This is a genomic window from Roseateles sp. (assembly GCF_039929605.1).
Classification (GTDB): Bacteria; Pseudomonadota; Gammaproteobacteria; order Burkholderiales; family Burkholderiaceae_C; genus Pelomonas.
This window is the reverse complement of record NZ_JBDSQX010000050.1, coordinates 35756-60339: the sequence shown is the minus strand read 5'-3', so window position 1 is coordinate 60339 and position 24584 is coordinate 35756. Positions and strand designations below refer to the sequence as shown.

The following is a 24584-nucleotide window of genomic DNA, read 5'->3' as shown; positions in this document are numbered from 1 at the left end:
CGGGCTGTCCGCCGGCAGGTTGATGAGCACGTCCTTGGTCGCCTCGGTGCCACCGGTAGAGGCGCCGATGAAGATGAGCTTTTCGGTCGAGGCTCGGCCCAGGCTGGCCATCGTGACGGCCTTGACCGGCGCGGCGGGCGCAGCGCCCGGCGCGGGCGGCGGCGGCGCGCGGCGGATGTGCGCCTTGGCAGCGATGCGGATCTTGTCGGTGATGTCCTGGGCCAGCAGCTTGATGCCGTCGGCCACGCCGATCTTGGGCTTGGCGACGAAGTCCACCGCGCCCAGTTCCAGCGCCTTCAACGTGACCTCGGCGCCGCGCTCGGTCAGCGTGGACACCATGACGACCGGCATGGGCCGCAGCCGCATCAGGCGCGACAGGAAGTCCAGCCCGTCCATGCGCGGCATCTCGACGTCGAGCGTGATGACGTCCGGGTTGAGCGTGCGGATCATCTCGCGCGCCAACAGCGGGTCGGCCGCCGCGCCGATGCATTCCATGTCGGGCTGACGGTTGATGATCTCGGTCAGGATCGAGCGCACCAGCGCCGAATCGTCGACCACCACCACCTTGGTTTTGGCCATCATTGGCCTCCTCAGAACAAGTCGATGGAGCCGCCGCTCGCGGCGACGGGCTGCACTTTCTGGATCGCTGCACGGTCTTGCTGAACCAGGGCGTCGGTGTTTGTAGCGGCCAGGCGTTTCACCATGGCCTTGCCGCTCGCGGGCAGGAAGCAGACCTTGCGCGGGTACACGTCCATCACGTCCTTGGACACGATGGGAATGCGCTCCAGTTTCAGGAAGTCGATGACGAAGTTGGTGTTGCGCTCGCCGACGTTGAGCGTGTTCATGCCCGAGATGACGGCGCCGCCGCCGAAGATCTTGGCCTCCATGCGCGATTTGACCGCGCCGCGCTTCATCATCTCGTTGATCAGCAGTTCCATCGCGAAGGAGCCGTAACGCCCGGAATCGCCATTGCCTTCGGGCAGCATGAAGTGGTTCATGCCACCGACCTTGGCCACGCGGTCCCACAGGCAGGCCGCGATGCAGGAGCCCAGTGTCGTCATGACGAGCAGGTCTTCCGTGTCGACGAAGTACTCGCCCGGCAGGATCTTGACGGCCGCATTTTTGAAGTGGGCGTCGTAGAAGAAGAACGACGCCTCACCCTGCTTGCGCGGCTGGGCCTTCAGGTGATTGACCTTCGCCACGGCGGCGGGGTTGCCGAAGCCGATGGTGGGCATTGAAGCAAGAGGGGTACTCATGTCAGTGAGCGTGGGGGTTGTTGCATCTCAGACCCGTTCGTAGATGGTTTTGCCGCGCAGCTTGAACAGGTCGCGTGATTCCGTGAAGTTTTCGGAATGCCCCACGAAGAGCAGGCCGCCCGGGCGCATGACGCGATGAATGCGCTCCAGCACCTTGCGCTGCGTCGGCGCGTCGAAATAGATCATCACGTTGCGGCAGAACACCATGTGAAAGGGGTCGCCGAGCTGCCACTGCGAGTCCATCAGGTTCAACGAGCGGAACTCCACCCAGCGCTGCAACTCGGGCTTGACGCGGATCTTTCCGGAGTTGGCGCCCGTGCCGCGCATGAAGTAGGTCTTCAGCCGCGCGGCATCCAGGCCGCGCGAGTCGGCGTTGTAGACGCCGCGCTTGGCTGCGGCCAGCACATTGGTGTCGATGTCGCTCGACACCAGTTGCACCGACGCGCCCGGGCCGAGGGCCTCGCTGCAGGTCATCAGAATGGAATAGGGCTCTTCGCCGGTGGATGCCGCGCAGCACCAGATGCGCACCTGCTTGCCGACATAGGGCTTGAGGTCGTCCTTCAGCGCGTGGAAGTGATGCTCCTCGCGGAAGAAGGAGGTCAGGTTGGTGGTCAGGCAGTTGACGAACTCCTGCCACTCGGTGGCGCCGGAAGGGCCGCTCGACGCCTCCAGCCACTGCAGATAACTACCGAAGCTCTTGTGCCCGGTCTCGCGCAGCCGGCGCGAGAGCCGGCTGTAGACCATTGCGTGCTTGCCGTCATGCAGGCTGATGCCGGCATGCTTGTAGATCAGCTCTCGCACCCGGTCGAAATCGGCCTTGCTGAAGCTGAACTCATGACTAGAAGAGTCGTTGCCGTGGGCGAGGTCGGGTGCGGGCATGTCGAATTAGATTTGTGGGTGCTCGCAGCAGGTCTGGCGTTGGCGTGCCGATTCTGCATCGCAGGCCCGGTTTGTACGGGTCTGGTGCGATCCAGCATAGTGCAATCAGGCTTCAGGAACGTGCCTGTTTCACGACCTGGCCGAGTGGGTGCCGCTGCTAGACTGACTCGAAATCACAATCCCTCTGCCGCTCGCCACATCGCCAGCCTTTGGAACACCGCCTCCCCGCCCCTTCTCTGATCGACGCTCAAGTGCTCGATCTGGACCAAGCCCTGCAACTGCTGCAGCAGGCCGGGGCTTTGCTTCCGGACGAAGCACCGCTGAGCGCTGCCTGGCTGCAAGCCGTGCTGGACGCGCTCTGCGACCTGTCCAGCAGGGATGCGCTGACCGGCCTCGTCAACCGCCGCAGCTTCGAGATGGCCCTGGCCCGCGAGGTCGACCGCGTGGCGCGCTCGGGCGAAGCGGCGCTGCTGCTGATGCTCGACATTGATCACTTCAAGGCCGTCAATGACAACCATGGTCATGGCGCCGGTGACCAGGTGATCCGCGCCGTGGCGCATGCCGTCGAACAGACCGTCAGGCCGATGGATCTCGTGGCCCGTGTGGGTGGCGAGGAGTTCGCCGTCGTGCTGCCCAACTGCGCCTCGCACGTGGGCCTTGCCGTCGCCGAACGTGTGCGCGAGCGTGTGTCCGAGCTGAGGATCGAGGTCGGCCCCGGTCAGATGCTCAACGTCACCGTGAGCCTGGGCGGCGCGTTTGCTCCGCAGTGGGTGCGTTCGTCGCCGCTGTTGTGGACGGAGCGTGCCGACCGCCAGCTTTATCGCGCCAAGGCCGAGGGCCGCAACCGCGCCTGTCTTGAGCCCCAGATCGACTACCTGGTCAGCGCCGAAGAGAAGGGCATGTTGTTTGCCTCCCTGAACCTCGATACGCAACAGGACCTGCCATGAGACCTGCACGGCCGCCCGAAAGGGCTCGCACCGCAGTGCGAAGCACGAAGGTTTTCATATGACTTCGACCAACGATCCTGCTGCACCGCGCCCGGCTCGCGCAGGCGCCCGCACACTTGCCGTCACCAGCGGCAAGGGCGGTGTCGGCAAGACCTTCATCACCGCCAACCTCGCCGCAGCGCTCGCCGCGCGTGGCGAGAAGGTGCTGGTGCTGGACGCCGACCTGGGCCTCGCCAACCTCGACGTGGTGCTGAACCTGCACCCCAAGCTGACGCTGCACGACGTCTTCACCGAGAAGGCCACGCTGGAGCAGGCCATCCTGCCCGCGCCGGGCGGCTTCTCGGTGCTGCTCGCCGGCTCGGGCATGGTCGAGTACTCGCGCCTCACACCCGAGGTTCGCGACAAGCTCCTGCACATCGTCGACCTGGTCAAGCCGCGCTTCGACTGGGTGCTGCTCGATACCGGCGCCGGCATCTCCGACGTGGTGCTGTTCGCGATTTCGCTGGCCGCCGACGTGCTCGTCGTCGCCACGCCCGAGCCGACGTCGCTGACCGACGCCTACGCCACCATCAAGGTGCTGGCCACGCAGCAGGACCGCCGCCACGTGGGCCTGGTCGTCAACCAGGCGAACCGCGTGGGCGAGGGCAAGCTGATCTGCGGGCAGTTGCAGCAGGTGCTGCAGCGCTTCGTCGGGCCGACCCCGGGCCATACCTTCCGTCTCGAACTCTTCGGCGAGGTCAAGTCCGACCAAGCCGTGAAGCAGGCGGTACTGAAGCGCCAGCTGATGCTGGAGCACTATCCCGGCTGCGACGCGGCCCAGGCCATCAGGGCGCTCGCGAGCAAGTTGCTTGGCTGAAGCGCCTGCCACCGCTTTCGAGTGGATTGGTGGCGAGGCGCGGGTGCGCGAACTCGTCGACCGCTTCTACGACCTGATGGACCTGGAGCCGGCCTACGCGCGTCTGCGCGCCGCGCATGGCGACGCGCTGGACGGCTCGCGCGATAAGCTGTTCTGGTTCCTGTGCGGCTGGCTGGGTGGCCCCGACCACTACATCAGCCGCTTCGGCCACCCGCGTCTGAAGGCGCGGCACATGCCGTTTCGCATCGGCATCGCCGAGCGTGACGAGTGGCTGGCCTGCATGGGCCAGGCCATGCAGGAGACCGGGGTGGACCCGGCCCTGCAGGCCCGGCTGGCCGAGTCCTTCACAGGCACGGCCGACTGGATGCGTAACGTTTAGGGCCTGTTGGCGTTACGGCGCGGCCTACTGCCGTAGTGTTAACAGGCCCTAGTCCAGGCGGAACGCGAAGTCCTGCTGGAACACCGCGTCGCCCTGGCATTGGTAGCCGGCCAGCGCAGATTCAACGGAGCGCTGCAACGAGCGCTTGGTCTTGCTGTCCAGCGCGCCTTGCGTCACGCGGAAGTCGCTGCCCACGACCCGGCCACCGCGCACGGTGGCGAGCACCTGCAGCACGGCTTCGCCGCTCCAGTTCAGTGCCGGTAGTTCAGGCTTGGGCATCACGGAGCAGACCGCGCCGGGGGTCAGGACCTGCGGCTTGGTGCCCTGCTGCGGCGCCACCGTGGTTGTGGTCGTCGGCCCCGTGGCGACCAGCGGCCCGGCGTCGGGGCGCATGGGCACGGTGCTGATGATCGGATCCTGCGCGATGACTACTTCGATGGGGTCGGGCACGGGGATGGGCTGCGGAGGATTCAGCGTCGGCTGCGCTGCGCGCACATGCTCGATGGGTGGGGGCGGCTTTTGCACATCGGGTGGCAGGGTCTTGACCGGAGTCACTTCCCGGATGCGAGGCGACGTGTTGATCAACCCGGCGCTCAGCGCGTAAATACCGGCCAGGTGAAGGGCGACAACCAGACCGATGCCCACGTAGCTCTTGGGCTGGGGCGCACGGTCGGAATAGGCGTGGGACAGGTTCATGGGGCTCTCCTCTGCAGCGGTTGGGAAACCATGGGCCGCGCTGGCGGCGGCTTGACCCCAGGCTACTGCGCTCCGGCAAGGCGGGTCAATGGTGACTTTGCCCGTCGGCCGCGCGCGACGTGCGACAGAGTGCACGCCGCCCCGTCAGTGCTGCGTCAGCCCGTTCCAGTCAGCAGCACGATGAGGGCGCCGGCGCCGCCGTCGCTGCCACGCGCCTGCACGAAGGCCAGCACCTCGTTCTTCTGCACCAGCCAGCGGCGCACGCGGCCCTTCAGCACGGGTTCGCGGCCCGGCGAGCCATGCCCCTTGCCGTGCACCACGCGCACACAGCGCAGGCCGCGCCGGTTGCTTTCGTGGACGAAATGGCTGAGCGCCTCGCGTGCGCCGTCGCGGCGCAGGCCGTGCAGGTCGAGCTGGCCCTGCAAGGCCCAATGGCCGCGGCGCAGCTTGCGCACCACTTCGACGGAGATGCCCTCGCGGCGAAAGCTCAGCGTTTCGTCGGTGTCGAGCAGCGTGTCGACGTCGATCTCGTCGGACAGTGCCTGCAGCATCACGGCGCGCTCATCGGCCTCGCGCTGGCGCGGCTCGGGGGGCGGGGGCTCCAGGTCATGCAGCACACGCTCGACGTGGCGCAGCGGCGTGATCGGGCCCACAGTGAGCTCGAAGACGCGCCGCTCCTGCTCGGCCAGGCGCAGCGCTGCCGCCACGCGCTCGCGTTCCATCTCGGCAACCTGCCGCGCCGCCGCCAGCGCGCGCGCCAGCGGCTTGAGGTCGGCGAAGCTGCGGACCCGCTTGCTCACAGCAGGCCCCGCTCAGCGAAAGAGACGACTTCGCCCGCACCGACGATGAAATGGTCGACCACGCGCACGTCCACCAGCGCCAGCGCCTGGCTGAGGTGCTTGGTCAGGATCTCGTCGGCGCGCGAGGGCTCGGCCACGCCGCTCGGGGGGTTGTGCGCCAGGATGGCCGCACCGGCGCCCAGTGCCAGCGCGCGCTTGACGACTTCGCGCGGGTGCACGGTCGTGTGGCTCAGGGAGCCGTGGAACAGCGTCTCCATCGCGATCAGCTTCAATTGAGCATCGAGAAAGAGCACCGCAAACACCTCCTGCCCCAGCCCGCCGAGCTGCAGCCGCAGATAGGTCTTGACCGTGTCGACATCGCTCATCGCCGGCTTTTCGACCAGCTGCTGGCTCAGCGAGCGCCGGGCAATCTCCAGCACGGCGGCAATCTCCGCGCGCTTGGCCGGCCCGATGCCCTTGACCTTGCCGAGGTCCTGCACGCTGGTCGCCAGCAGCCCCGCCCAGCCGCCAAAGCGGTCCAGGATCTGCTGCGCGAGCTGCAGCACGGTCGTACCCTGGATGCCGGTACGCAGCAGCAGCGCCAGCAGCTCCGCGTCCGCCAACGCCTGGGGGCCGCGTGCGAGCAGCTTCTCGCGCGGGCGGGCATCGGGGGGCAGGTGAGTCAGCGGCATAAAATCGGCAGTCTAGCCAAGCGCTCCCCCACCTCTCTCGAATGAACCCCATCCAGGCCGGCTCCTTCCTCACGCTGCATTACCGGCTCTCGGGCCCGGACGGCGCCGACATCGTCAACACCTTCGACGACAAGCCCGCCACGCTGTCGCTCGGCGCCGGCCAACTGTCGCCGGCCATCGAGGCGCGCCTGATCGGCCTGCCCGAGGGTGCGCACGAGCGCTTTCAGCTCGCACCCGGCGAGGCCTTCGGTGAGCGCAACCCCGAGATGCTGCAGCGCGTGAAGCTCACGCTGCTGCGCCAGCTGGGCGACCCGGACGAGGTCTACAACGTCGGTGACGTCGTGCAGTTCCCGGGCCCAGACGGGCAGGGCGGCTATGCCGGCGTCGTGCGCGAACTCGGCGACGAAGCGCTGCTGTTCGACTTCAACCATCCGCTTGCTGGCCAGCCGGTCAGCTTCGAAGTCCAAGTGATCGGGGTGCTGTGATGAATGCTGTCGTGCATCCCCAGGAAGTGCTGCTGGCCGAACCGCGCGGTTTTTGCGCCGGTGTGGACCGCGCCATCGAGATCGTCGAGCGGGCGCTTGTCAAGTTCGGCTCGCCCATCTACGTGCGCCACGAGATCGTCCACAACACCTACGTCGTCAACGACCTCAAGTCGCGCGGCGCCATCTTCATCGAGGACCTGGCCGACGTGCCGGCCGGCGCCACGCTGGTGTTCAGCGCCCACGGCGTCAGCCAGGAGGTGCGCCGCGAAGCCGCCGCTCGTGGCTTCAACGTGTTCGACGCGACCTGCCCGCTGGTCACCAAGGTCCACGTCGAAGTGGCCAAGCTGCACCGCGAGGGCTATGAATTCATCATGATCGGCCACAAGGGCCACCCCGAGGTCGAGGGCACGATGGGCCAGCTGTCCGAAGGTATCTACCTCGTGGAGGATGTCGAGGACGTGGCCAAGGTGTCGGTGAACAACCCGAGCAAGCTCGCCGTCGTCACGCAGACCACGCTGAGCGTGGACGACGCTGCCGAGATCCTCGCCGAGGTGAAACGCGTCTTCCCGCAGGTCCGCGAGCCCAAGAAGCAGGACATCTGCTACGCCACGCAGAACCGCCAGGACGCTGTCAAGGTGCTGGCGCCGCAGGTCGACGTGGTCATCGTCGTCGGCAGCCCCACCAGCTCCAACAGCAACCGCCTGCGCGAGCTGGCCGAGCGGCTGGGCACGCCGGGCTACATGGCCGATGCGGCCGAAGACCTGCAGCCCGAGTGGCTGGAGGGCCGCGCCCGCGTGGGGCTGACGGCGGGTGCGTCGGCGCCCGACGTGCTGGTGCAGGCCGTCATCGACCGCCTGCGCGCGTTGGGTGCCACGACGGTGCGCAGCCTGCCCGGCGTGGAAGAGCACGTGCGTTTCCCGCTGCCCATGGGCCTGGGCGACAAGTCCATGGCCGAGGTGAGTGCGTCGCGATCCTGACGCCGGTGTCTCAAGCACACGGCGGCGCTGACATCGGCGCCGTTTTTGTATTCGATTTCTGAAAGACCGACATGCTCGACATCACCCAGCTGCGCAAGGACCTCGACGCCGTCGTCGAGCGCCTGAACGCGCGCAAGAGCCCCCAGCCCTACCTCGACGTGGAGCGCTTCAAGGCACTCGAAGGCGAACGCCGTTCGGTGCAGATGCGCACGGAGGAATTGCAGGCGCGCCGCAACGCGCTGTCCAAGCAGATCGGCATGGCCAAGGGCAAGGGCGAAGACGCCTCGGCGCTGATGGCCGAGGTCGGCAGCATCCCCGACGAACTGAAGGCCGGCGCTGAGCGCTTGGACGCCATCCAGCTCGAGCTGAACACCATGCTCATGGGCGTGCCCAACCTGCCTGATGCCAGCGTGCCTGCGGGCTCTGACGAGCACGGCAACGTCGAAGTCCGCCGCTGGGGCGCACCCCGCACCTTCGACTTCGAGGTGAAGGACCACGTCGACCTCGGCGCCCCGCTGGGCCTGGACTTCGAGATGGGCGCTCGCCTCTCGGGTTCGCGCTTCGCTTTCATGAAAGGCCCCGCCGCCCGCCTGCACCGGGCGCTTGCGCAGTTCATGCTCGATGTGCAGACGGCCGAGCATGGCTACACCGAGTGCTACACGCCGTACATCGTCAACCGCGAGATCCTCGAAGGCACTGGCCAGCTGCCGAAGTTCAAGGAAGACATGTTCTGGGTGCTGCGCGGCGGCGACGAAGAGCAGGTCGAGCAGTACCTGATCTCCACCTCGGAAATCTCGTTGACCAACACCGTGCGCGAGAGCGTGCTCAAGCCCGAAGAGCTGCCCATCAAGCTGACGGCGCACAGCCCCTGCTTCCGCTCGGAAGCCGGCTCGGCCGGCCGCGACACGCGCGGCTTGATTCGCCAGCATCAGTTTGACAAGGTCGAGATGGTGCGCATCGAGCACCCCGACAACAGCATGGCCGCGTTGGAAGAGATGACCGGCCACGCCGAGGCCGTGCTGCAGAAGCTCGGCCTGCCTTACCGCACCGTGCTGCTGTGCAGTGGCGACATGGGTTTCGGCTCGACCAAGACCTACGACCTCGAGGTGTGGCTGCCGGCGCAGAACACCTTCCGCGAGATCAGCTCCTGCTCGAACATGGGCGCCTTCCAGGCCCGCCGCATGCAGGCGCGCTTCAAGAACGCGCAAGGCAAGAATGAGTTCGTGCACACGCTGAACGGGTCAGGTCTTGCGGTGGGTCGCACGCTCGTCGCAGTTCTTGAAAATTATCAGAACGCAGACGGCAGCATCACGGTGCCGGAGGCGCTGCGCCCCTATGTCGGTGGCGTCGACACCCTGCGCGGCTGAGGCGAAAAAGCCTGGCTATAATCTTGGGCTCAGCTCGCACCAGATTCCGGAGAGGTGGCAGAGTGGTTGAATGTACCTGACTCGAAATCAGGCGGGCGGTAACGCCTCGGGGGTTCGAATCCCCCCCTCTCCTCCAAGACAGTGATTCACAACGAATCATGTCCGATCAGGCCCCTAAGTGAATCAACCACTTAGGGGCTTTTTCTTTGTCCGGACGGCTCAGGACCACGCTTACAGCGCACCGGCAACCGGGGCACATTTCGGGGAACGTTTCGGCACGACCGTGGCAAACCGGGGCACGCTGCCCCCGGTCAGCCAGGGCAACCGGGACACCACTGTTCCCCAACGGACCGGGACACCGGGACACGACATGCCGACCCTGACTGAAGCCGCGTGCAAAAACACCACCTGCCCGCCCGAGCTGAAGCGCAAGCGGCTGTCTGATGGCGCCGGCCTGTACCTGGAGATCGCGCCCAACGGCTCGAAGCGCTGGTTCTGGAAGTTCTACCCGGACGGTAAGGAATCCCGCATGGCGCTGGGCAGCTATCCGGACGTGAGCCTGAAGTCAGCGCGCGCTGCGCGAGACGAAGCCCGCAAGACCCGGCAGGCCGGCGTGAACCCAGTACAGAAGCGCCTGGCCGAGAAGATCGTCAGCGGCACCGCCACGGCCACCACCTTCGAGGCCGTCGCCCGCGAGTTCCATGCGCTCAAGGCCGACACCTGGAGCCCGAGCCACGCGGACAAGTGGCTGCGCTCCAGCGAGAACCACCTGTTCCCGCACCTGGGCACGCTGCCGCTGGACGGCATCAAGGCCCCAGCGCTGCTGGCAGTGCTGAAGAACGCCGAGGCCAAGGGCATCCTGAGCACGGCGCAGGATCTGCTGTCGATGGCGGGCCAGGTGTTCCGCTACGGCGTGCAGACCGGCCGCTGCGAGCGCAACCCGGCCGCCGATCTGCGCGGCGCTCTCAAGCCCCATGTGCCCGAGAACTTCGCGGCCATCGTGGAACCGGCAAAGGCGGGCGAGTTGCTGCGCGCCATCGATGCCTACACCGGCCAGCCCACCACCCGCGCCGCGCTGATGCTGGCAGCCCTGATCTTTCAGCGGCCTGGCAACGTGCAGGCCATGCATTGGGCCTGGCTGGACCTGGACGCGGCGCTGCTCACCATCCCGGCCGCTTCGATGACGCGCACGGCCCACGGCAAGCTCAACGGCCGGCCGCACCTGGTGCCCCTGTCCACGCAAGCCCTGGCCCTGCTGCGCGCCCTGCAGCCGCTCACCGGCCATGGCGTCTACGTGTTCCCGTCTGCCCGCACCGGCGAGCGCCCCATGAGCAACGGCACCATGAACGCCGCGCTGCGCCGGCTGGACTTCTCAGGCGATGAGCATGTGGCCCACGGCTTCCGGGCGATGGCGCGCACGATGATGGCCGAGATCATCCCGGGCATCGACCCCGAGGTCATCGAGGCCCAGCTAGCGCACGGCAAGAGCGGCCCGCTCGGGTCAGCCTACGACCGCGCCGAGTACATGGCGCAGCGGCGCGTAATGATGCAGACGTGGGCGGACTATCTCGACCAGTTGAAGGCGGGGGCGAAAGTGTTCGAGTTCAAGGCCGCGTGAGTCACGGTCAGAATCGGTTAGACCGCGCCTAGGCTGATCACCGACACCCCGTTTCCCTGACGGGCTGGCGCGGCCCTCTCTCAGGGCGCGCGAGGGCGCATGACAACGAAGGTTAGGAGTGAGCGGGAGATTCTCTGGCGGCTCGCTGAACAGCGCAGCCAGATGGCTGATGAGCTTCTGTGGTTGCTTGGCCGGTCGCTGCAATGTGTACAAGCTGGGCTTAATGGCCAAGGGCCGTATGACGTTGAACCGCACGATGACGCTGAACCTGTGGGCCGCCTCTTCTTGAGGGCGCGTTTCAAAGCAGAGGCGCAAGTTCAATGCGATCCAGATGCAGCGGAGGGGCGGTCTATCGATGCGGTGGTTAGCAACGAGCTTTTCTGCCTTCAAGATTCGTTGGTACTCTTCGCGCGGCAGTGCACCCAGGAATCGGCTCAGCTCTCGCAAATGGCAGCGAAGGTTCGACGCGGGCGCCGGAAGGTTGTTCCCGCCAGTTCCATGAACGCCCTAGTTGCGGCCCTCTTGGGCATCAAATACAGCGGGCCGACGACAAAGAAGCCAGTACGGCGCCCCGGGCGCCCACTCCGCATCAATATGACCGACGACGCGATCCTTCGTGCCGTGGAGGCGGGGAAAGCAACCGGAGAACGTACGGAGCGGCGGGTTCTGGAGCGCCTTGCCAAGCAGGCCCTGACGGAAGAAGGCAAGCACACGGCTGGAAGCCGAGTTCGTGAGATTGCAGACAACTTGAAGAGGTGCCTTGCGGCTTTTCGAGCGAAGCAGTCTGGTGCAAAACGCATCGGCTAATTGTGCGAATTGGAGGTCGGGATTCCGACCACCATGTCAGCGGAAATTGCGCTCATCCAACCACGAGGGCGCACGATGCAGCCAATTCAACCCGAAGCCCGCCGCGCAGTCTCGCGCAGCGTCCAGCCACTCAACGTACTTGAACTGCCCGACGCATTGCTGCGGCTGGAAACGCTGGCGCTGGCAGCCGGTATGTCCGTCGCGACGCTGTATCGAAAGGCGGCAACCGGTGAGCTGCCACTGGTCAAGATCGGCAAGCGCTGCACTCGCGTGCGGTCCGCTGATGCGCGGGCGTTCATTGCAGCCCAAGGGGATGCGCAATGACCGCCCCGCTGCACGCCACCCCGCCCGAGCGCGTCGCGGCCTTGCACGCCATCCGCGATCGCCATCGCGGTGACACGTCGGCCACCGGCGCGGCGCGGCTGCTGGACGCCATGCAGACCCTGGCGCACGTCACCACTTTTGAGGCGTCGCGCTATCTCGACCTCTACGACCCTCGCGCCCGCAAGCTGAACTTGGTCCAGCAGGGCCACCGGGTGCTGACGACCTGGAGCACGGTGCAGACCGAAAGCGGCGAGCGGCATCGCGTGGGGGTCTATTCGCTGGTGCGGGGCGCGCAATGAGGCCCGTCACCAAGACAGAAGCCCCGGCCGTTGGCGCGGCGCAGGGCTTCGGTGAACTGACTTCTATCGACACCCCGGATTGTGCCGAGGCCGTGCCGGCGCTGCCACTGTCGACCATCAAGGACGAGGCCCGCATGGACTCGCGGCTGCTGGCCGAGGCGCTGGCGCTGCAGCATCGCAGCGTGTTCAAGCTGGTGAGCGACAACCGGGCCGACTTCGCGGCGCTGGGTAAGGTGCGATTTGAAATCGCAGCTTCGCCCGACAGTGCCACCGGCCAGGCGAGCAAGTTCGCGCTGTTGAATGAGGACCAGTGCTATCTGCTGCTCACCTACAGCCGCAACACCGAGCGGGTGCGCGGGCTCAAGCTGCGGCTGGTGCAGGCTTTCCGCGAGGCTCGCAACGCGGCCGAGGTGCGGCGCAGCGAGTACCTGCCCGGCTATCACCAGTTGCATGACGACATTCATGCGCTGGCGGCCGGCTCGCCCAATGAGCGCTTCGTTCACCTGAACGTCAACAAGCTGGTGAACCGCACGGCGGGCCTGGACGCGGGCGAGCGCAGCAGCGCACCCTTGCCCAAGCTGGCGGCGGTGATCCTGGCGCAGAACCTGGCGGCGCGGGCCATGCGCAGCGCGGGAGACCACCACGAGGGGTTTGCGCGGGCCAAGGTGGCGCTGCACTCGCTGCAGAACCTGCTGCAACTTGCCGGGTTTGGCGGCAATGAGGCGTGACCGCGCCGGCCAGCGCAAAGGCGATCTGGGGCGCGTGCCGGCCGCGTTCGTGGCCTTGCCCTGGTCGGTGCTGGACAGCGGCGCCTATGCCTCTCTGAGCGCCACGGACAAGGCCCTGCTGGTCGAGATCGCGCGCCAGTCCCTCAGGGACAACAACGACCGTTTGCTGGCGAGCCGGGCCTATCTGGCCGGGTGGGGCTGGGAGTCTGCCGACACCATCCACCGGGCGACTCAGAACCTGCTGGCGGCCGGCCTGATTCACCAGACCGTGCAGGGCCACCGACCCAGCAAGGCGAGTTGGTTCGCGCTGACCTGGTATCTGCTGGACCCGCACCCAGGCTATGACTCCGGCGCGGCGGCGACGTTCGTGCGCGGGAGCTATCTGTGGCCACGCCTGAACCGGCGGCGCGGCGCCAGCCACCGAAGCGGACCACGATTGTTGGCGCCGACACCTTGTCGCTGCGGGACAGGCCCAGGAGCGCCTGGCCACCGTCCTCGGCGAACAAGCCGTCGCTTGAACCAACTGCTTGCACCCCAAGTGCAGGCAGCATGACGCGCCGCGACAAGCCGTCGGTGGCTGGCCGGGATGCGGGTGCGCGCAATTGCGCAGGTAAAGGAGGAGGGCCGCGCAGCGGGCCGGAGGACTGAGCCCGGACTCAAACAGTCCTGAGGACTGTTTGTGCCTGGCGAAGGATCGGGCCTCTGGCCCGAGCAACGGAGCAATTGCGTGCGCCCGCGTCCCGGCTCAATCCGATCTTTGCAAGCGAGAGAAAGGCGCTCGCGGTGGAAAGGCGAACGAGATTCCCGCCCTCAGCGCCGCAGCTCCACCTCAACCTTCACCCCCGCCGCGCCCGCGTTTGTCCACATCCAGCAATGCGCCGGTTCGGCGTCGAAGCGCTGGCGGCCCTGCGCGCGGTCGGCTTGTTCCAGGCGGGCGGCGTAGACGACCTTCTTGCCTTGGTGGACATGGATGTTGAAGGCGAGCGGGGCCGACGCCTCGAACGACCACTGAATGTGGCTGCGCAGCGGCAGCTTGCCGCAGACCTCCAGCACCTCCTTGGCCGCAAGCGTGGTGGCGTGGGCAAAGCGGCCCTCGGGTGTCCAGGCGATGTCCAACACCTGGGCGGCCGCGAGAACGGGGCCGGTGACGGCGGCTAGGCAGAGCAGGGCGAGCGTTTTCATCGAATGGGCCTGAAGTTCGGAGAGCTTGATCTTGGCCGCGGCAAGGTCGGCCTTGCGGGGATTCATGGCGTCAGTGGCCCGCGTGGCCATGGGGTTTGCGCACCTGCACCTCGACGTCGGTCGGGCGGGAGGCAGAGGCCGGCGCGGCCGGCGCGCTCGGTGCTGGTGGCGCGTCGCCCACCTCGCGGGCCAGCGTGCCCGCCGGATGCTCGAACCAACCCGGGTCGCTGTAGTCCCCGCGCTTCAGCCCGCGCCTGACCTTGAGCATGCTGAACATGCCACCCATCGCGACCGGGCCGAACGGCCCCTCGCCGGCCATCATCGGCGCGGTGTTTTCGGGCAGCGGCATGGCCATCTCGGTCATCTCGTGCATGCCGTTCTGGCCCATGGCCATGTAGCCGGGCACGAGCTTGCGGATCTTGGCTTCCAGGTCGCTGGCATCCACGCCCAGCATGGTCGGCACGTTGTGGCCCATCGCGTTCATCGTGTGGTGGGCCTTGTGGCAGTGGAAGGCCCAGTCGCCTTCCTCGTCGGCGATGAATTCCAGCTGGCGCATCTGGCCGACGGCGATGTCGGTCGTCACCTCGGGCCAGCGCGCGCTCTTGGGCACCGGGCCGCCGTCGGTGCCGGTGACCTCGAACTCATGCCCGTGGATGTGGATGGGGTGGTTGGTCATCGTCAGGTTGCCGACGCGGATGCGCACGCGGTCGCCCTGGCGCGCCACCAGCGGCGCGATGCCGGGGAAGACGCGGCTGTTCCAGCTCCACAGGTTGAAGTCCAGCATCGTCATGATCTTGGGCGTGGCGCTGCCGGGCTCGATGTCGTAGGCGTTGAGCAGGAAGGCGTAGTCGCGGTCGACCTCGGCGATGTGCGGGTGCTTGGCCTTGGGGTGCGTGATCCACAGGCCCATCATGCCCATGGCCATCTGCACCATCTCGTCGGCATGCGGGTGGTACATGAAGGTGCCGGGGCGGCGGGCGATGAACTCGTAGACCCAGGTCTTGCCGGGCGGGATGGGCGGCTGCGTGAGGCCGGTCACGCCGTCCATGCCGTTGGGCAGGCGCTGGCCGTGCCAATGCATGCTGGTGGCCTCGGGCAGGCGGTTGGTGACGTAGAGGCGCACGCGGTCGCCCTCGACGACCTCGATGGTCGGCCCCGGGCTCTGGCCGTTGTAGCCCCACAGCCTGGCAGTGAAGCCGGGCGCCATCTCGCGCACGACGGGCTCGGCGACGAGGTGGAACTCCTTGACGCCTGCGTTCATGCGCCAGGGCGCCGTCCAGCCGTTCAGCGTGACGACCGGGTTGTAGGGCCGGCCGGTGGGCGGCACGAGCGGGGCCTGCGTGTCGGGCGAGGTCTGGATGACGGGCTCGGGCAGGGCGGCCATGGCCACTTTGGAGACGGCGGCGAGTGTGGTCGCGCCGAGGAGTGAACGTCGGTTGAACATGATCGGTACTCCGGGTTCAGTGGGCAGCGGCGTTAGGCGGGGCAGTGGGGCCCTGAGGAAGCATGGGTGTGACGCTGCCGACGAGGGCCTGGTCCAGGTCGGCCTGCGCGAGCCAGAAGTCGCGCAGCGCCTCCTGCGCGGCGCTGACAGCGGCGACCTGCGCGCGCGCGTCGGCCAGCAGTTCGAAGACGCCGATCAGCATGCTGTTGTAGCGCAGCAGTTGCTCGTCGGCGACGCGCCTGGCCAGCGGCATCAGCTCGTCGCGGTGCAGGCGCGCGATGTCGAAAGCGCTGCGGTACAGGCCGTGGGCCTCGCGCACTTCGGAGCGGGCGCGAATGGCCGTGTCCGCCGCCTCGTGCGCGGCCTGGCGGGCCAGCGCTTCGGCGCGGGGCAGCGGGCCGGGGCCGAACAGCGGCAGCTCCAGCGCGACCTCCCAGCCGCGTTGCGTCGGCTGCTCGTTGGACGAGTTGCGCACCGTGCCCAGCTCCAGCATGGAGACGAACCGCGTCGTGCGCGCGAGGTCGGTCTGGCGCGCGGCCTGCTCCAGCGTCAGGCGGGCGGCCTGCACGTCCAGGCGCTGCGACAAGGCCAGTGCTTCGAGGTCCGCCGGTTCGCGCGGCGCGGCGGGCAGCTCGGGCAGGCATTCGTGCAGGCGCAGCGGCGTGCCGTCCTCCAGGCCAAGCAGGCGCACGAGGCGTTCGCGCGCAGCCATGCGCTGCTGTTCGGCACGCCCGAGCGCCAGTCGCGCTTCGGCCTCGAAGGCTTGTTCGCGCGCACGCGTCAGCGCATTGAAATTGCCGGCGGCCTGCATGCGCGCGGCCAGCTCGGCGCCGGCCTCGGCGGCCTCCATCACCTGCTGGCGATAACGCAGCGTCTCCTCGGCAGACACGGCGCGCACCCAGGCGCGGCGGGTGTCAGCGGCCAGGGTCAGCACGTCGGCGGCGGCCTGCTGCTGCTCGGCCTGCAGGCGGCGCTGCTCGGCGGCGCGCACGAGGGGCAGCGTCAGCAGCCGGGCGAGGTCGACATGCCAGCCGCGCTCCAGCTCCACCTCGCTGCCGCGCGTGAGGCGGCTGAAGCGAAAGCCCGGGTTGGGCAGGTGGCCGGCATCGGCCACTTCGGCGGCCGTCACGCCCAGGCGGGCGAGCCGGGCCTGCAGCGCGCGAGTGTTCTGCAGCGCGAGTTGCACTGCGGCGTCGGCGGACAAGGGCTCGCGCAGCCGCTCGGCCAGCGCCTCGGGCGGCAGGGTCTGGTCAGCCAGCGGCTGGTGGGTGTGCGGCTCGGTCAGCCGGTTGACGTCGGCCAGCGGCGCGCCGGGGTCGACGCTGGCGCAACCCGTGAGGGTCAGCGCGAGCAGCAGCGGCAGCGCCACATTGGTGGAGAAAGGGGGCATACAACAAGCCTCTCGGGGCAGGGCGAGAACCAAGCCCGCCGGCAGTGAAGGCGGCGGGCAGCGGGAGACGAGAGGCTCAGGCCCGGGGAGGCGGGTCGGGCAGGGGCGGCACGACGCTCGCCCAGGGCTTGGCAGGCGCGAGCGCCACACGCTCGGCGGGCGCCGTGGTGACGGCGCTCAGCACCAGCACCGGTGGCGGCGCGGCCGCCAGGCAGCAGGGCGCGCAGAGCTTGCAGGGCTTGGCGGCGTGGTCGTGCGCATCGCCATGGCCGGCGCTGTGTTCATGGCCGGCATGCTGCTCCTGCGTCACTGGCGGCGGCTCGCAACTCAACTGACCGGCCGCGAGCAGGCTGCGCAGAGGCAGCAGCACGAGCAGCAGACAGAGGACGAGGAAGCGGCCGGGGCGACGCATGGGCTGCACTTTAGCTTTGCTGCAGCGACGACTGGTCGGCCACGCCAGAAACAACAAGGCCCCGGACTTGCCGAGGCCTTGAATCGGATGATGCAGCGCTTGCCTAGACCAGACCCTGCTTCGACGCCAGCACCGCCGCTTCCGCGCGGCTGGAGACGTTGAGCTTCTTGTAGATGCTCTTGATGTGGTCGTTGACCGTGAACCACTTGATGCCCATCAGGTTCGCGATCTCCTTGATCGTGAAGCCCTTGCTCAGGTAGGTCAGCACTTCGCTTTCGCGGGGCGTCAGGCGCTCCCACTCGGGCGGTGGGTCCAGCGCGACGTTGCGGCTGTTGCTGAAGGGCGCGTGCGACGACGACAGCGAGCCGAAGCCCGAGTTCAGCGGCATGGTGCCGCTGTCGCCGGTCGGCGCCGGGCGGAAGTGCGACAGCAGGCGGCGCGCAATGGCCGGTGACAGCGGTGGCTGGCCGCGCACGATGCGCTGCAGCTCTTCCACCAGCACTTCGAAGCGGTCTTCTTTCAGCAGATAGCCATCAGCGCCGCATTGCAGCGCGGGGAAGAGGTGGTCATCATCGGAGTAGAGCGTCGTGACGATCTTCAGCGACGGGGAGCCGGTGAGTTCGGTGAGGAACTCCATGCCGTTGCCGTCGGGCAGTTCGAGGTCGACGAGGATGAGCTTGAAGCCGCTCTCCGGTGCGCTGCTGGTGAGCTTGGCCACCTGGCGGCGTGCGTTCTCGAGATCGCCTACCTCGGTGATCTCCATCGCATCGCTGAAGCTCTCTCGCACCACGCGGCACAGGAAGCTGCGGGCGACGGGGTTGTCTTCGATGATGAGGACTTTGACGGTCATGGCGGGAGAAGCACGGTGGCTGTCGAATCGACCGACGAATGTAGCGCACGCCTCTTGGCCGCAAGGGGCGAGACTGCGGGGGGCGACGCCCCCCTTTCAGGCTTCACACATTGGTAAGAACTACCTTGCCCACGACCCCCCGAGCGGCCATGCGCGCGAAGGCGACGGGCAGCTGTTCCAGCGGCAGCACGCGGTCCAGCACGGGCTTGATCTTGCCGGCGGCGTACCACGCGGCCAGCTCGCCGAGCATCTTGGCGTTGCGGCCCGGTTCGCGCTTGGCGAACTCGCCCCAGAACACGCCGACGAGGGACGCGCCCTTGAGCAGCGCGAGGTTCAGCGGCAGCGAGGGAATGGCGCCCTGCGCGAAGCCGATGACGAGGTAGCGGCCGCGCCAGGCGATGGAGCGGAAGGCCGCCTCGGCCAGGTCGCCGCCGACGGGGTCGTAGACGACGTTCGGGCCCTTGCCTTCGGTCAAAGTCTTCAACTCGTCACGCAGGTTCTGCGTCGTGTAGTTGATGGTCGCGTCGGCGCCCAGGGCCTTGCAGGCTTGGCACTTCGCGTCGCTGCTCGCAGCAGCGATGACGCGCGCGCCGGCCGCTTTGGCGATCTGGATGGCCGCCGTGCCGACGCCACCGGCCGCGCCGAGGATGAGCACCGTCTCGCCGGCCTGCAGCGCGGCGCGGTCGATGAGCGCGTGGTGGCTGGTGGCATAGGTGCAGATGAAGGCGGCGGCGTCCTCGAAAGTGAAGGCGTCCGGCAGCGGCATGGCCAGCGCGGCGGAGATGCAGACCTCGGTGGCGAAGCCGCCCAGCCCGCCGAAGGCCGCGACGCGCTGGCCGATGGCAAAGCCTCTCACCCCTTCGCCCACCTCGCTGACGATGCCTGAGAACTCCGTGCCCGGCACGAAGGGCAGGGGCGGCTTCATCTGGTACTTGTTCTGCACGATGAGCAGGTCGGGAAAGTTCAGGCTGGCGGCCTTGATCTGCACGCGGATCTGGCCGGGGCCAAGGGCCGGCGGAGGCAGTTCCCGCAACTGCAGGGACTCGACGCCCACCGGGTTTTCGCAGACCCATGCCTTCATCGCCATCTCCTTTGAATTTGAGGCGGCCATGATAGGAATTCGAAGGGCTTACACCCGGTCTCCGAGGTGACGCCTTCCCTACAATTGGCCGCCATGCGCATCCTGATTTCCAACGACGACGGCTACCTCGCTCCCGGCCTTGCCGCCCTGGTCAAAGCCTGCGAGGGCCTCGGCGAGATCGACGTCATCGCTCCCGAGCAAAACGCCAGCGGCACGTCCAACTCGCTGACGCTGAACCGCCCACTCAATGTGTACCGTGCCGCCAACGGGTTCCGTTACGTCAGCGGCACGCCGTCGGACGGCGTGCACCTCGCGCTGAGCGGGTTGCTGGGCTACCGGCCTGACCTAGTCGTCTCCGGCATCAACAACGGCGCCAACATGGGCGACGACACGCTGTATTCCGGCACCGTCGCCGCTGCGACGGAGGGTTATCTTTTCGGCATCCCGTCCATCGCCTTCTCGCAGGTCGAGAAGGGCTGGGGCGATCTCGACGCGGCCGCGCGCGTCGCACGCAGCGTCATCGAGCAGGTGCTGCAGGGCGGCCTGGGCCAGGCCTTCCTGCTCAACGTCAACATCCCGAACCGGCCGAATGCCGACACGCTGCCGCGCCGCATCACGCGGCTGGGCCGGCGCCACTCCAGCGAGTCCGTCATCGAGCAGATCAACCCGCGCGGCGAAACGATCTACTGGATCGGCCCGGCCGGAGACGCCCGCGACGCCGGCGAGGGCACGGACTTCCACGCCACCAGCAACGGCCAGGTGTCGATTACGCCATTGCAGGTCGACCTCACCGAGCACGCCACCCTCGGCACGTGGGCGCAACGGCTGGGCCTTTGATGACAGGGCCCAAGCGCTTTCCGGCCAGCTTGAAATCGGCCACGGCACCGCAGCGCGAGCTGCTGATGCCGCAGCGCCATCTGCACCAGGCCACGGTCGACGCGGCTCGTCTGGCGCGGCCAAACGGCAAAAGTGCGGGCGCGGGAATGGACAGCAGCGCGGTGCGCCAGCGCATGGTGGGGCGCCTGCGTGCCGAGGGAAAGTTCGACGAGCAGGTGCTGGCCGCCATGGCAGCGGTGCCGCGCCACGAGTTCGTCGACAGCGCGCTGGCCGCCCAGGCCTATGAAGACACGGCCCTGCCCATTGGTCACGGCCAGACCATCTCCAAGCCCTCGGTCGTCGCCCACATGCTCGGCCTGCTGCTGGCCAGCGCCGGCGCCCGCCAGCGCGGCTCGCTCGGCCGAGTGCTGGAGATTGGCACCGGCTGCGGCTACCAGGCTGCCGTTATCGCCATGCTGGCGCGCCAGCTCACGTCCATCGAGCGGCTGCAGGCCCTGCATGACAAGGCCAAGTTGAACCTTCAGCGCGTCGTGCTGCCCCGCTCTCCGCGCCTCATCTGGGGCGATGGGCGCATCGGCCATTCCGCCAGCGGGCCGTTCGACAGCATCATCGCGGCCGCCGGTGGCGAGGACATTCCGCAGGCCTGGACGGAGCAGTTGGCACCGGGCGGCCGCCTCGTCGCACCCACGGCGGCGCGCGGGCGCGGGCAGGTGCTGGTGGTGCTGGATCACGTCGTTGAAGGCGGTGTCAGCCGGTGGGTGCGAAGCGAGCACGAGGCCGTGCTCTTCGTCCCCCTAAAATCTGGCGTCGTCTGACGGGCCGCTGGCGCACCGCGCCACACAATCCCGGCGGCCTCCAAGCTTCAGCCACACGATGCCCTCACGCCTGCGCTACCTCCTTATTCTTGTTCCCACCTCGCTGTTGCTCAGTGCTTGCAGCAGCGTTTCGCTGAACCAGGCGCCGGTGGAAGACCGCAACCCGACACCCGCCAAAATCGCAGCGCCAGTGCCGGAACCGGCGGCTTCCGCGCCGTTGGTTCCAGAGGTCAAGCTGTTGCCAGGCGCCGAGAACGCCGGCAAGCCGGGCTACTACACCGTCAAGCCGGGTGACGCGCTGATCCGCGTCGCGCTGGACAACGGCCAGAGTTGGCGCGACGTGGCCAAGTGGAACAGCCTGGAGAACCCCAACCGCATCGAAGTCGGCCAGGTGCTGCGCGTCGTGCCGCCTGGCGTCGATGCCGCTGCGGTGACGGCCAAGCCCATCGCGGGCGCTGGCAAGGTCGAGGCCCGCCCGCTGGATGCCAAGCCGCCAGTCGCCTCGGCCAGCGCCGCGTCTGCCGTCGCTCCTGTAGCCAAAGAGCCACCCAAGGAGTCAACCGGTTCCGACGACGACAACCTGGCTTGGGGCTGGCCGGTGTCGCAGCCGGTCAGCGCCGGTTTTGACGATCAGCGCAACAAGGGGCTGGACTTCGCCGGCAAGCCGGGCGATGCGGTGCTGGCTGTCGCAGATGGCCGCGTCGTTTACGCAGGTTCGGGCTTGCGCGGCTACGGCAACTTGGTCATCATCAAGCACAACAACACCTACCTGACGGCGTATGCCCACAACCGGGCGATGCTGGTCGAGCAGGACCAAGTCGTACGCAAAGGCCAGAGGATTGCCGAGATGGGTTCCACCGAGAGCGACACCGTCAAGCTGCACTTTGAAGTGCGCAAACTCGGCAAGCCCGTCGACCCGTCCAGGATCCTGCCTGCGCGCTGAGACAATCAGTTAGCGAACCAAACACTGCGGGCCAGCGAACACGTCATGAAACACGCTGTGCCCAAGTCCAACGGCCATGACGGCGCGGCCCGCGAGCCCGGCGTCATGCTGAGCATGAACGGCGGTACCGACATCGAGCCCGCCGCCGACGCCCCCGATGAAGACAGCCAGGCGCTGCGCAATATCGCCATTGGCAATGGTCACGAGGTGGAGGTGGGCAACGCGCTGCAGGCCTATCTGCGCGACATCCGCCGCACCCCGCTGCTGACGCCGCAACAGGAGTTCGACACGGCTGTGGCTGCCCGTGCGGGGGACTTCGATGCCCGCCAAGCCATGATCGAGCACAACCTGCGCTTGGTTGTCAGCATCGCCAAGAACTACCTCGGCCGCGGCCTGCCGATGAGCGACCTCATCGAGGAGGGCAACCTTGGCCTGATGCACGCGATCAGCAAGTTCGAGCCAGAGCGCGGTTTTCGCTTCTCGACCTATTCGAGCTGGTGGATCCGCCAGAGCATCGAGCGCGCGCTGATGCACCAGGCCCGCCTCGTGCGGCTGCCGGTGCACATCGTGCGCGAACTGAACCAGGTGCTGAAAGCACGACGCGCGCTCGAAGCGCTGCAAAGCGCCAACGGTGCCGAGCGCCGCGTGCGCGCCGAGGACGTGGCCCAGGCGCTGGGTCGGCCGGTCGACGAAGTGGCCGAATTGCTCGCCTACGCCGAACTGCCCAGCTCACTGGATTCACCGGTGGACCGCAACGGCGAGGGCGGCGAGTCCATGCTCGATCTCGTCGCCGACGACCATGCCATCGACCCGCTGGGCCTGCGCCTGTCACACGAGGTGGAGTTGCTGCTGCAGCACGGCCTCGCGAGCCTGAATGACCGCGAGCGCGAGGTGCTGGCCGGGCGCTACGGCCTGTCGGACCGCGAGCCCGAGACGCTGGACGTGCTGGCCATCCGCCTGAAGCTGACGCGCGAGCGCATCCGCCAGATCCAGATCGAGGCGCTGGCCAAGCTCAAGCGCAACATGATGCGTCACGGCGTGGATCGGGATTCGATCTTCTGAAGTCGGTGGGGCCGAGCGCAGGGCCGCCCCAAGCCGGCCCGCATCCCCTTGGGGGATCGCTCGCAGTATTCGGCGGGCGAGGGGCTCCAATCAGTGCCGGGATAATCCTGGCCCTATGAATCAGACGACAGATTGGCTCAAGGTCGAAAGCATCGAACTTGAGGCGCAGGGCGTGGCGCACAACGCCGAGGGCAAGGTGGTCTTCATCGACGGGGCCTTGCCGGGTGAGATCGTGAAGGCGCAGATCTCGCGGCGCAAGAACAACTGGGAGCAGGGCCAGCTCACCGAGATCAAGAAGGAAAGCCCGCTGCGGGTGACGCCGGGCTGCCCGCATTTCGGCCTGCACCCTGGCGCCTGCGGCGGCTGCACGATGCCGCATCTGCATGCCGGCGCCCAGGTGGCGGTGAAGCAGCGGGTCGTCGAGGACCAGCTCTGGCACCTCGGCAAGGTCAAGCCCGAAGTGCTGCTGCGGCCCATCGAGGGCCCGACCTGGGGCTACCGCTATCGCGCCCGTTTCTCGGTGCGCTACGTGCAGAAGAAGGGCACGGTGCTGATCGGCTTTCACGAGCGCAAGAGCCGTTACGTGGCCGACATGCAGGTCTGCAAGGTCGTGCCCAAGGTCGTCAGCGACCTGCTGATGCCGATGCGCGAACTGATCGCCGGCATGGCCGAGCGCGACCGCCTGCCGCAGATCGAGCTGGCCATGGGCGACGAGGTCATTGCGCTGGTGCTGCGCCACCTGAACCCGCTGCCAGAAGGCGACCTGGCGCTGCTGCGCGAATTCGCGACCCAGCACGGCGTGCAGTGGTGGTTGCAGTCCAAGGGGCCGGACACGGTCAAGCTGCTCGACGAGGGCGGCCCGCAGTTGGCCTACCGCCTGCCCGAGTTCGGCGTGACGATGCCGTTCAAGCCGACCGACTTCACGCAGGTCAACCCGCACATCAACACGACGCTGGTCGGCCGTGCGCTGCGCCTGCTGGCCGTCGAGCCGGACGAGCGCGTCATCGACTGGTTCTGCGGCCTGGGCAACTTCACGCTGCCGCTGGCCACCAAGGCGCGTGAGGTGCTGGGCATCGAGGGCAGCGAGACGCTGGTGGCCCGCTCGCGCGAGAACGCGGAGCTGAACGGCTTGGCGCACAAGACCAGCTTTGTCACGCGCAACCTGTTCGAGATGACGCCCGAACTGCTGGCGCTGGACGGCATTGCCGACCGCTGGCTCATCGACCCGCCGCGCGAAGGCGCCTTCGCGCTTGCCAAGGCCGTGGCGGACATTGCGCAGGACCCGTCGCTGGCGCCCGGCTGGACGCCGCCCAAGCGCATCGTCTACGTGAGCTGCAACCCGGCGACGCTGGCACGCGATGCCGGGCTGCTCGTCAATTTGGCAGGCTACCGCTGCACAGCTGCGAGCGCGGTGAACATGTTCCCGCACACGGCCCACGTCGAGTCCATTGCCGTCTTTGACCGCTGACCCTGCGGCTC

29 protein-coding genes and 1 tRNA gene are annotated in these 24584 nt (G+C 67.6%); 18 read left to right on the top strand and 12 right to left on the bottom strand.

The genetic code is table 11. From position 1 onward, the window contains the following. From ABIS05_RS07195 to ABIS05_RS07185, 3 genes are all read right to left on the bottom strand, one after another. The coding region (locus ABIS05_RS07195) for a response regulator (protein WP_348011378.1) at positions 1-579 on the bottom strand (579 nt) is incomplete at its 3' end. Positions 580-590: 11 nt separating this feature from the next. Then, positions 591-1256, bottom strand: a complete 666-nt coding sequence (gene cheD / locus ABIS05_RS07190) for a chemoreceptor glutamine deamidase CheD (RefSeq protein ID WP_348011377.1) — start codon at positions 1254-1256, stop codon at positions 591-593. A 27-nt stretch (positions 1257-1283) separates the two neighbouring features. After that, complete coding sequence (locus ABIS05_RS07185) at positions 1284-2135, bottom strand: CheR family methyltransferase (protein WP_348011376.1); 852 nt, start codon at positions 2133-2135, stop codon at positions 1284-1286. Positions 2136-2386: 251 nt separating this feature from the next. Here ABIS05_RS07185 and ABIS05_RS07180 point away from each other — a divergent pair, with 251 nt between their 5' ends. The 3 genes from ABIS05_RS07180 to ABIS05_RS07170 are packed head-to-tail and all read left to right on the top strand — an operon-like array spanning position 2387 to position 4317. Continuing rightward, positions 2387-3082: a GGDEF domain-containing protein gene (locus tag ABIS05_RS07180; RefSeq protein ID WP_348011375.1), complete on the top strand. Its 696-nt coding sequence runs from the start codon at positions 2387-2389 to the stop codon at positions 3080-3082. Between the two features lie 58 nt (positions 3083-3140). Beyond that, positions 3141-3938 (top strand): MinD/ParA family protein, encoded by a 798-nt coding sequence (locus ABIS05_RS07175; protein WP_348011374.1) that lies wholly within the window; start codon positions 3141-3143, stop codon positions 3936-3938. Beyond that, positions 3931-4317, top strand: a complete 387-nt coding sequence (locus tag ABIS05_RS07170; RefSeq protein ID WP_348011373.1) for a group II truncated hemoglobin — start codon at positions 3931-3933, stop codon at positions 4315-4317. The genes ABIS05_RS07175 and ABIS05_RS07170 overlap by 8 nt, the downstream gene beginning before the upstream one ends. 48 nt (positions 4318-4365) lie before the next feature. On the opposite strand, the gene ABIS05_RS07165 is transcribed toward ABIS05_RS07170, so the two are convergent. The 3 genes from ABIS05_RS07165 to radC all read right to left on the bottom strand — a co-directional run bounded on the left by ABIS05_RS07165 (position 4366) and on the right by radC (position 6484). After that, the gene (locus ABIS05_RS07165; RefSeq protein WP_348011372.1) at positions 4366-5013 is read right to left on the bottom strand and encodes a hypothetical protein; all 648 of its coding nucleotides are present in this window, start codon (positions 5011-5013) and stop codon (positions 4366-4368) included. A gap of 155 nt (positions 5014-5168) precedes the next feature. Next, the gene (locus ABIS05_RS07160) at positions 5169-5813 is read right to left on the bottom strand and encodes a Smr/MutS family protein (RefSeq protein ID WP_348011371.1); all 645 of its coding nucleotides are present in this window, start codon (positions 5811-5813) and stop codon (positions 5169-5171) included. Further along, positions 5810-6484 (bottom strand): DNA repair protein RadC, encoded by a 675-nt coding sequence (gene radC / locus ABIS05_RS07155; RefSeq protein WP_348011370.1) that lies wholly within the window; start codon positions 6482-6484, stop codon positions 5810-5812. Before radC ends, ABIS05_RS07160 begins: the two co-directional genes overlap by 4 nt. Before the next feature lie 41 nt (positions 6485-6525). Between radC and ABIS05_RS07150 the strand changes: the two genes are divergently transcribed. The 10 genes from ABIS05_RS07150 to ABIS05_RS07105 all read left to right on the top strand — a co-directional run bounded on the left by ABIS05_RS07150 (position 6526) and on the right by ABIS05_RS07105 (position 13642). After that, positions 6526-6969 (top strand): FKBP-type peptidyl-prolyl cis-trans isomerase, encoded by a 444-nt coding sequence (locus tag ABIS05_RS07150; RefSeq protein ID WP_348011369.1) that lies wholly within the window; start codon positions 6526-6528, stop codon positions 6967-6969. After that, a complete protein-coding gene (gene ispH, locus ABIS05_RS07145; protein ID WP_348011368.1) occupies positions 6969-7946 on the top strand; it encodes a 4-hydroxy-3-methylbut-2-enyl diphosphate reductase in 978 nt (325 codons plus the stop codon). Before ABIS05_RS07150 ends, ispH begins: the two co-directional genes overlap by 1 nt. A 71-nt stretch (positions 7947-8017) precedes the next feature. Continuing rightward, entirely contained in the window at positions 8018-9313 is a 1296-nt protein-coding gene (serS, locus tag ABIS05_RS07140; protein ID WP_348011367.1) for a serine--tRNA ligase, read from the top strand. 48 nt (positions 9314-9361) lie between these two features. Then, a tRNA-Ser gene (locus ABIS05_RS07135) sits at positions 9362-9449 on the top strand. A gap of 234 nt (positions 9450-9683) precedes the next feature. Next, positions 9684-10931 (top strand): phage integrase central domain-containing protein, encoded by a 1248-nt coding sequence (locus tag ABIS05_RS07130; RefSeq protein ID WP_348011366.1) that lies wholly within the window; start codon positions 9684-9686, stop codon positions 10929-10931. Between the two features lie 99 nt (positions 10932-11030). Continuing rightward, the gene (locus ABIS05_RS07125; RefSeq protein ID WP_348011365.1) at positions 11031-11738 is read left to right on the top strand and encodes a hypothetical protein; all 708 of its coding nucleotides are present in this window, start codon (positions 11031-11033) and stop codon (positions 11736-11738) included. Positions 11739-11813: 75 nt separating this feature from the next. Beyond that, entirely contained in the window at positions 11814-12062 is a 249-nt protein-coding gene (locus tag ABIS05_RS07120; RefSeq protein ID WP_348011364.1) for a hypothetical protein, read from the top strand. Continuing rightward, the gene (locus ABIS05_RS07115) at positions 12059-12361 is read left to right on the top strand and encodes a helix-turn-helix domain-containing protein (RefSeq protein WP_348011363.1); all 303 of its coding nucleotides are present in this window, start codon (positions 12059-12061) and stop codon (positions 12359-12361) included. The genes ABIS05_RS07120 and ABIS05_RS07115 overlap by 4 nt, the downstream gene beginning before the upstream one ends. Continuing rightward, on the top strand, positions 12358-13089 hold the full coding sequence (locus ABIS05_RS07110) for a Rha family transcriptional regulator (RefSeq protein ID WP_348011362.1): 732 nt from the start codon (positions 12358-12360) through the stop codon (positions 13087-13089). The genes ABIS05_RS07115 and ABIS05_RS07110 overlap by 4 nt, the downstream gene beginning before the upstream one ends. Then, positions 13079-13642, top strand: coding sequence for a hypothetical protein (locus tag ABIS05_RS07105; protein ID WP_348011361.1), 564 nt, complete (start codon positions 13079-13081; stop codon positions 13640-13642). The genes ABIS05_RS07110 and ABIS05_RS07105 overlap by 11 nt, the downstream gene beginning before the upstream one ends. A gap of 257 nt (positions 13643-13899) precedes the next feature. On the opposite strand, the gene ABIS05_RS07100 is transcribed toward ABIS05_RS07105, so the two are convergent. The 6 genes from ABIS05_RS07100 to ABIS05_RS07075 form a co-directional block, all read right to left on the bottom strand. Beyond that, positions 13900-14337 (bottom strand): hypothetical protein, encoded by a 438-nt coding sequence (locus ABIS05_RS07100; RefSeq protein WP_348011360.1) that lies wholly within the window; start codon positions 14335-14337, stop codon positions 13900-13902. A gap of 4 nt (positions 14338-14341) precedes the next feature. After that, positions 14342-15715: a copper oxidase gene (locus tag ABIS05_RS07095; RefSeq protein ID WP_348011359.1), complete on the bottom strand. Its 1374-nt coding sequence runs from the start codon at positions 15713-15715 to the stop codon at positions 14342-14344. 16 nt (positions 15716-15731) lie between these two features. Beyond that, a complete protein-coding gene (locus ABIS05_RS07090; RefSeq protein ID WP_348011358.1) occupies positions 15732-17105 on the bottom strand; it encodes a TolC family protein in 1374 nt (457 codons plus the stop codon). A gap of 76 nt (positions 17106-17181) precedes the next feature. Beyond that, a complete protein-coding gene (locus ABIS05_RS07085) occupies positions 17182-17517 on the bottom strand; it encodes a hypothetical protein (protein ID WP_348011357.1) in 336 nt (111 codons plus the stop codon). A gap of 103 nt (positions 17518-17620) precedes the next feature. After that, positions 17621-18367, bottom strand: coding sequence for a response regulator transcription factor (locus ABIS05_RS07080; protein ID WP_348011356.1), 747 nt, complete (start codon positions 18365-18367; stop codon positions 17621-17623). Positions 18368-18470: 103 nt separating this feature from the next. Continuing rightward, entirely contained in the window at positions 18471-19448 is a 978-nt protein-coding gene (locus ABIS05_RS07075; RefSeq protein WP_348011355.1) for an NADPH:quinone oxidoreductase family protein, read from the bottom strand. A gap of 93 nt (positions 19449-19541) precedes the next feature. Between ABIS05_RS07075 and surE the strand changes: the two genes are divergently transcribed. The 5 genes from surE to rlmD all read left to right on the top strand — a co-directional run bounded on the left by surE (position 19542) and on the right by rlmD (position 24573). After that, on the top strand, positions 19542-20285 hold the full coding sequence (surE, locus tag ABIS05_RS07070) for a 5'/3'-nucleotidase SurE (protein WP_348011354.1): 744 nt from the start codon (positions 19542-19544) through the stop codon (positions 20283-20285). Next, positions 20285-21100, top strand: a complete 816-nt coding sequence (locus ABIS05_RS07065; protein WP_348011353.1) for a protein-L-isoaspartate(D-aspartate) O-methyltransferase — start codon at positions 20285-20287, stop codon at positions 21098-21100. Before surE ends, ABIS05_RS07065 begins: the two co-directional genes overlap by 1 nt. Before the next feature lie 58 nt (positions 21101-21158). Further along, complete coding sequence (locus ABIS05_RS07060) at positions 21159-22043, top strand: peptidoglycan DD-metalloendopeptidase family protein (RefSeq protein ID WP_348011352.1); 885 nt, start codon at positions 21159-21161, stop codon at positions 22041-22043. 45 nt (positions 22044-22088) lie between these two features. Beyond that, positions 22089-23105, top strand: a complete 1017-nt coding sequence (rpoS, locus tag ABIS05_RS07055; RefSeq protein WP_348011351.1) for an RNA polymerase sigma factor RpoS — start codon at positions 22089-22091, stop codon at positions 23103-23105. Positions 23106-23220: 115 nt separating this feature from the next. Further along, entirely contained in the window at positions 23221-24573 is a 1353-nt protein-coding gene (gene rlmD, locus ABIS05_RS07050; RefSeq protein ID WP_348011350.1) for a 23S rRNA (uracil(1939)-C(5))-methyltransferase RlmD, read from the top strand. Positions 24574-24584 lie beyond the last annotated feature (11 nt).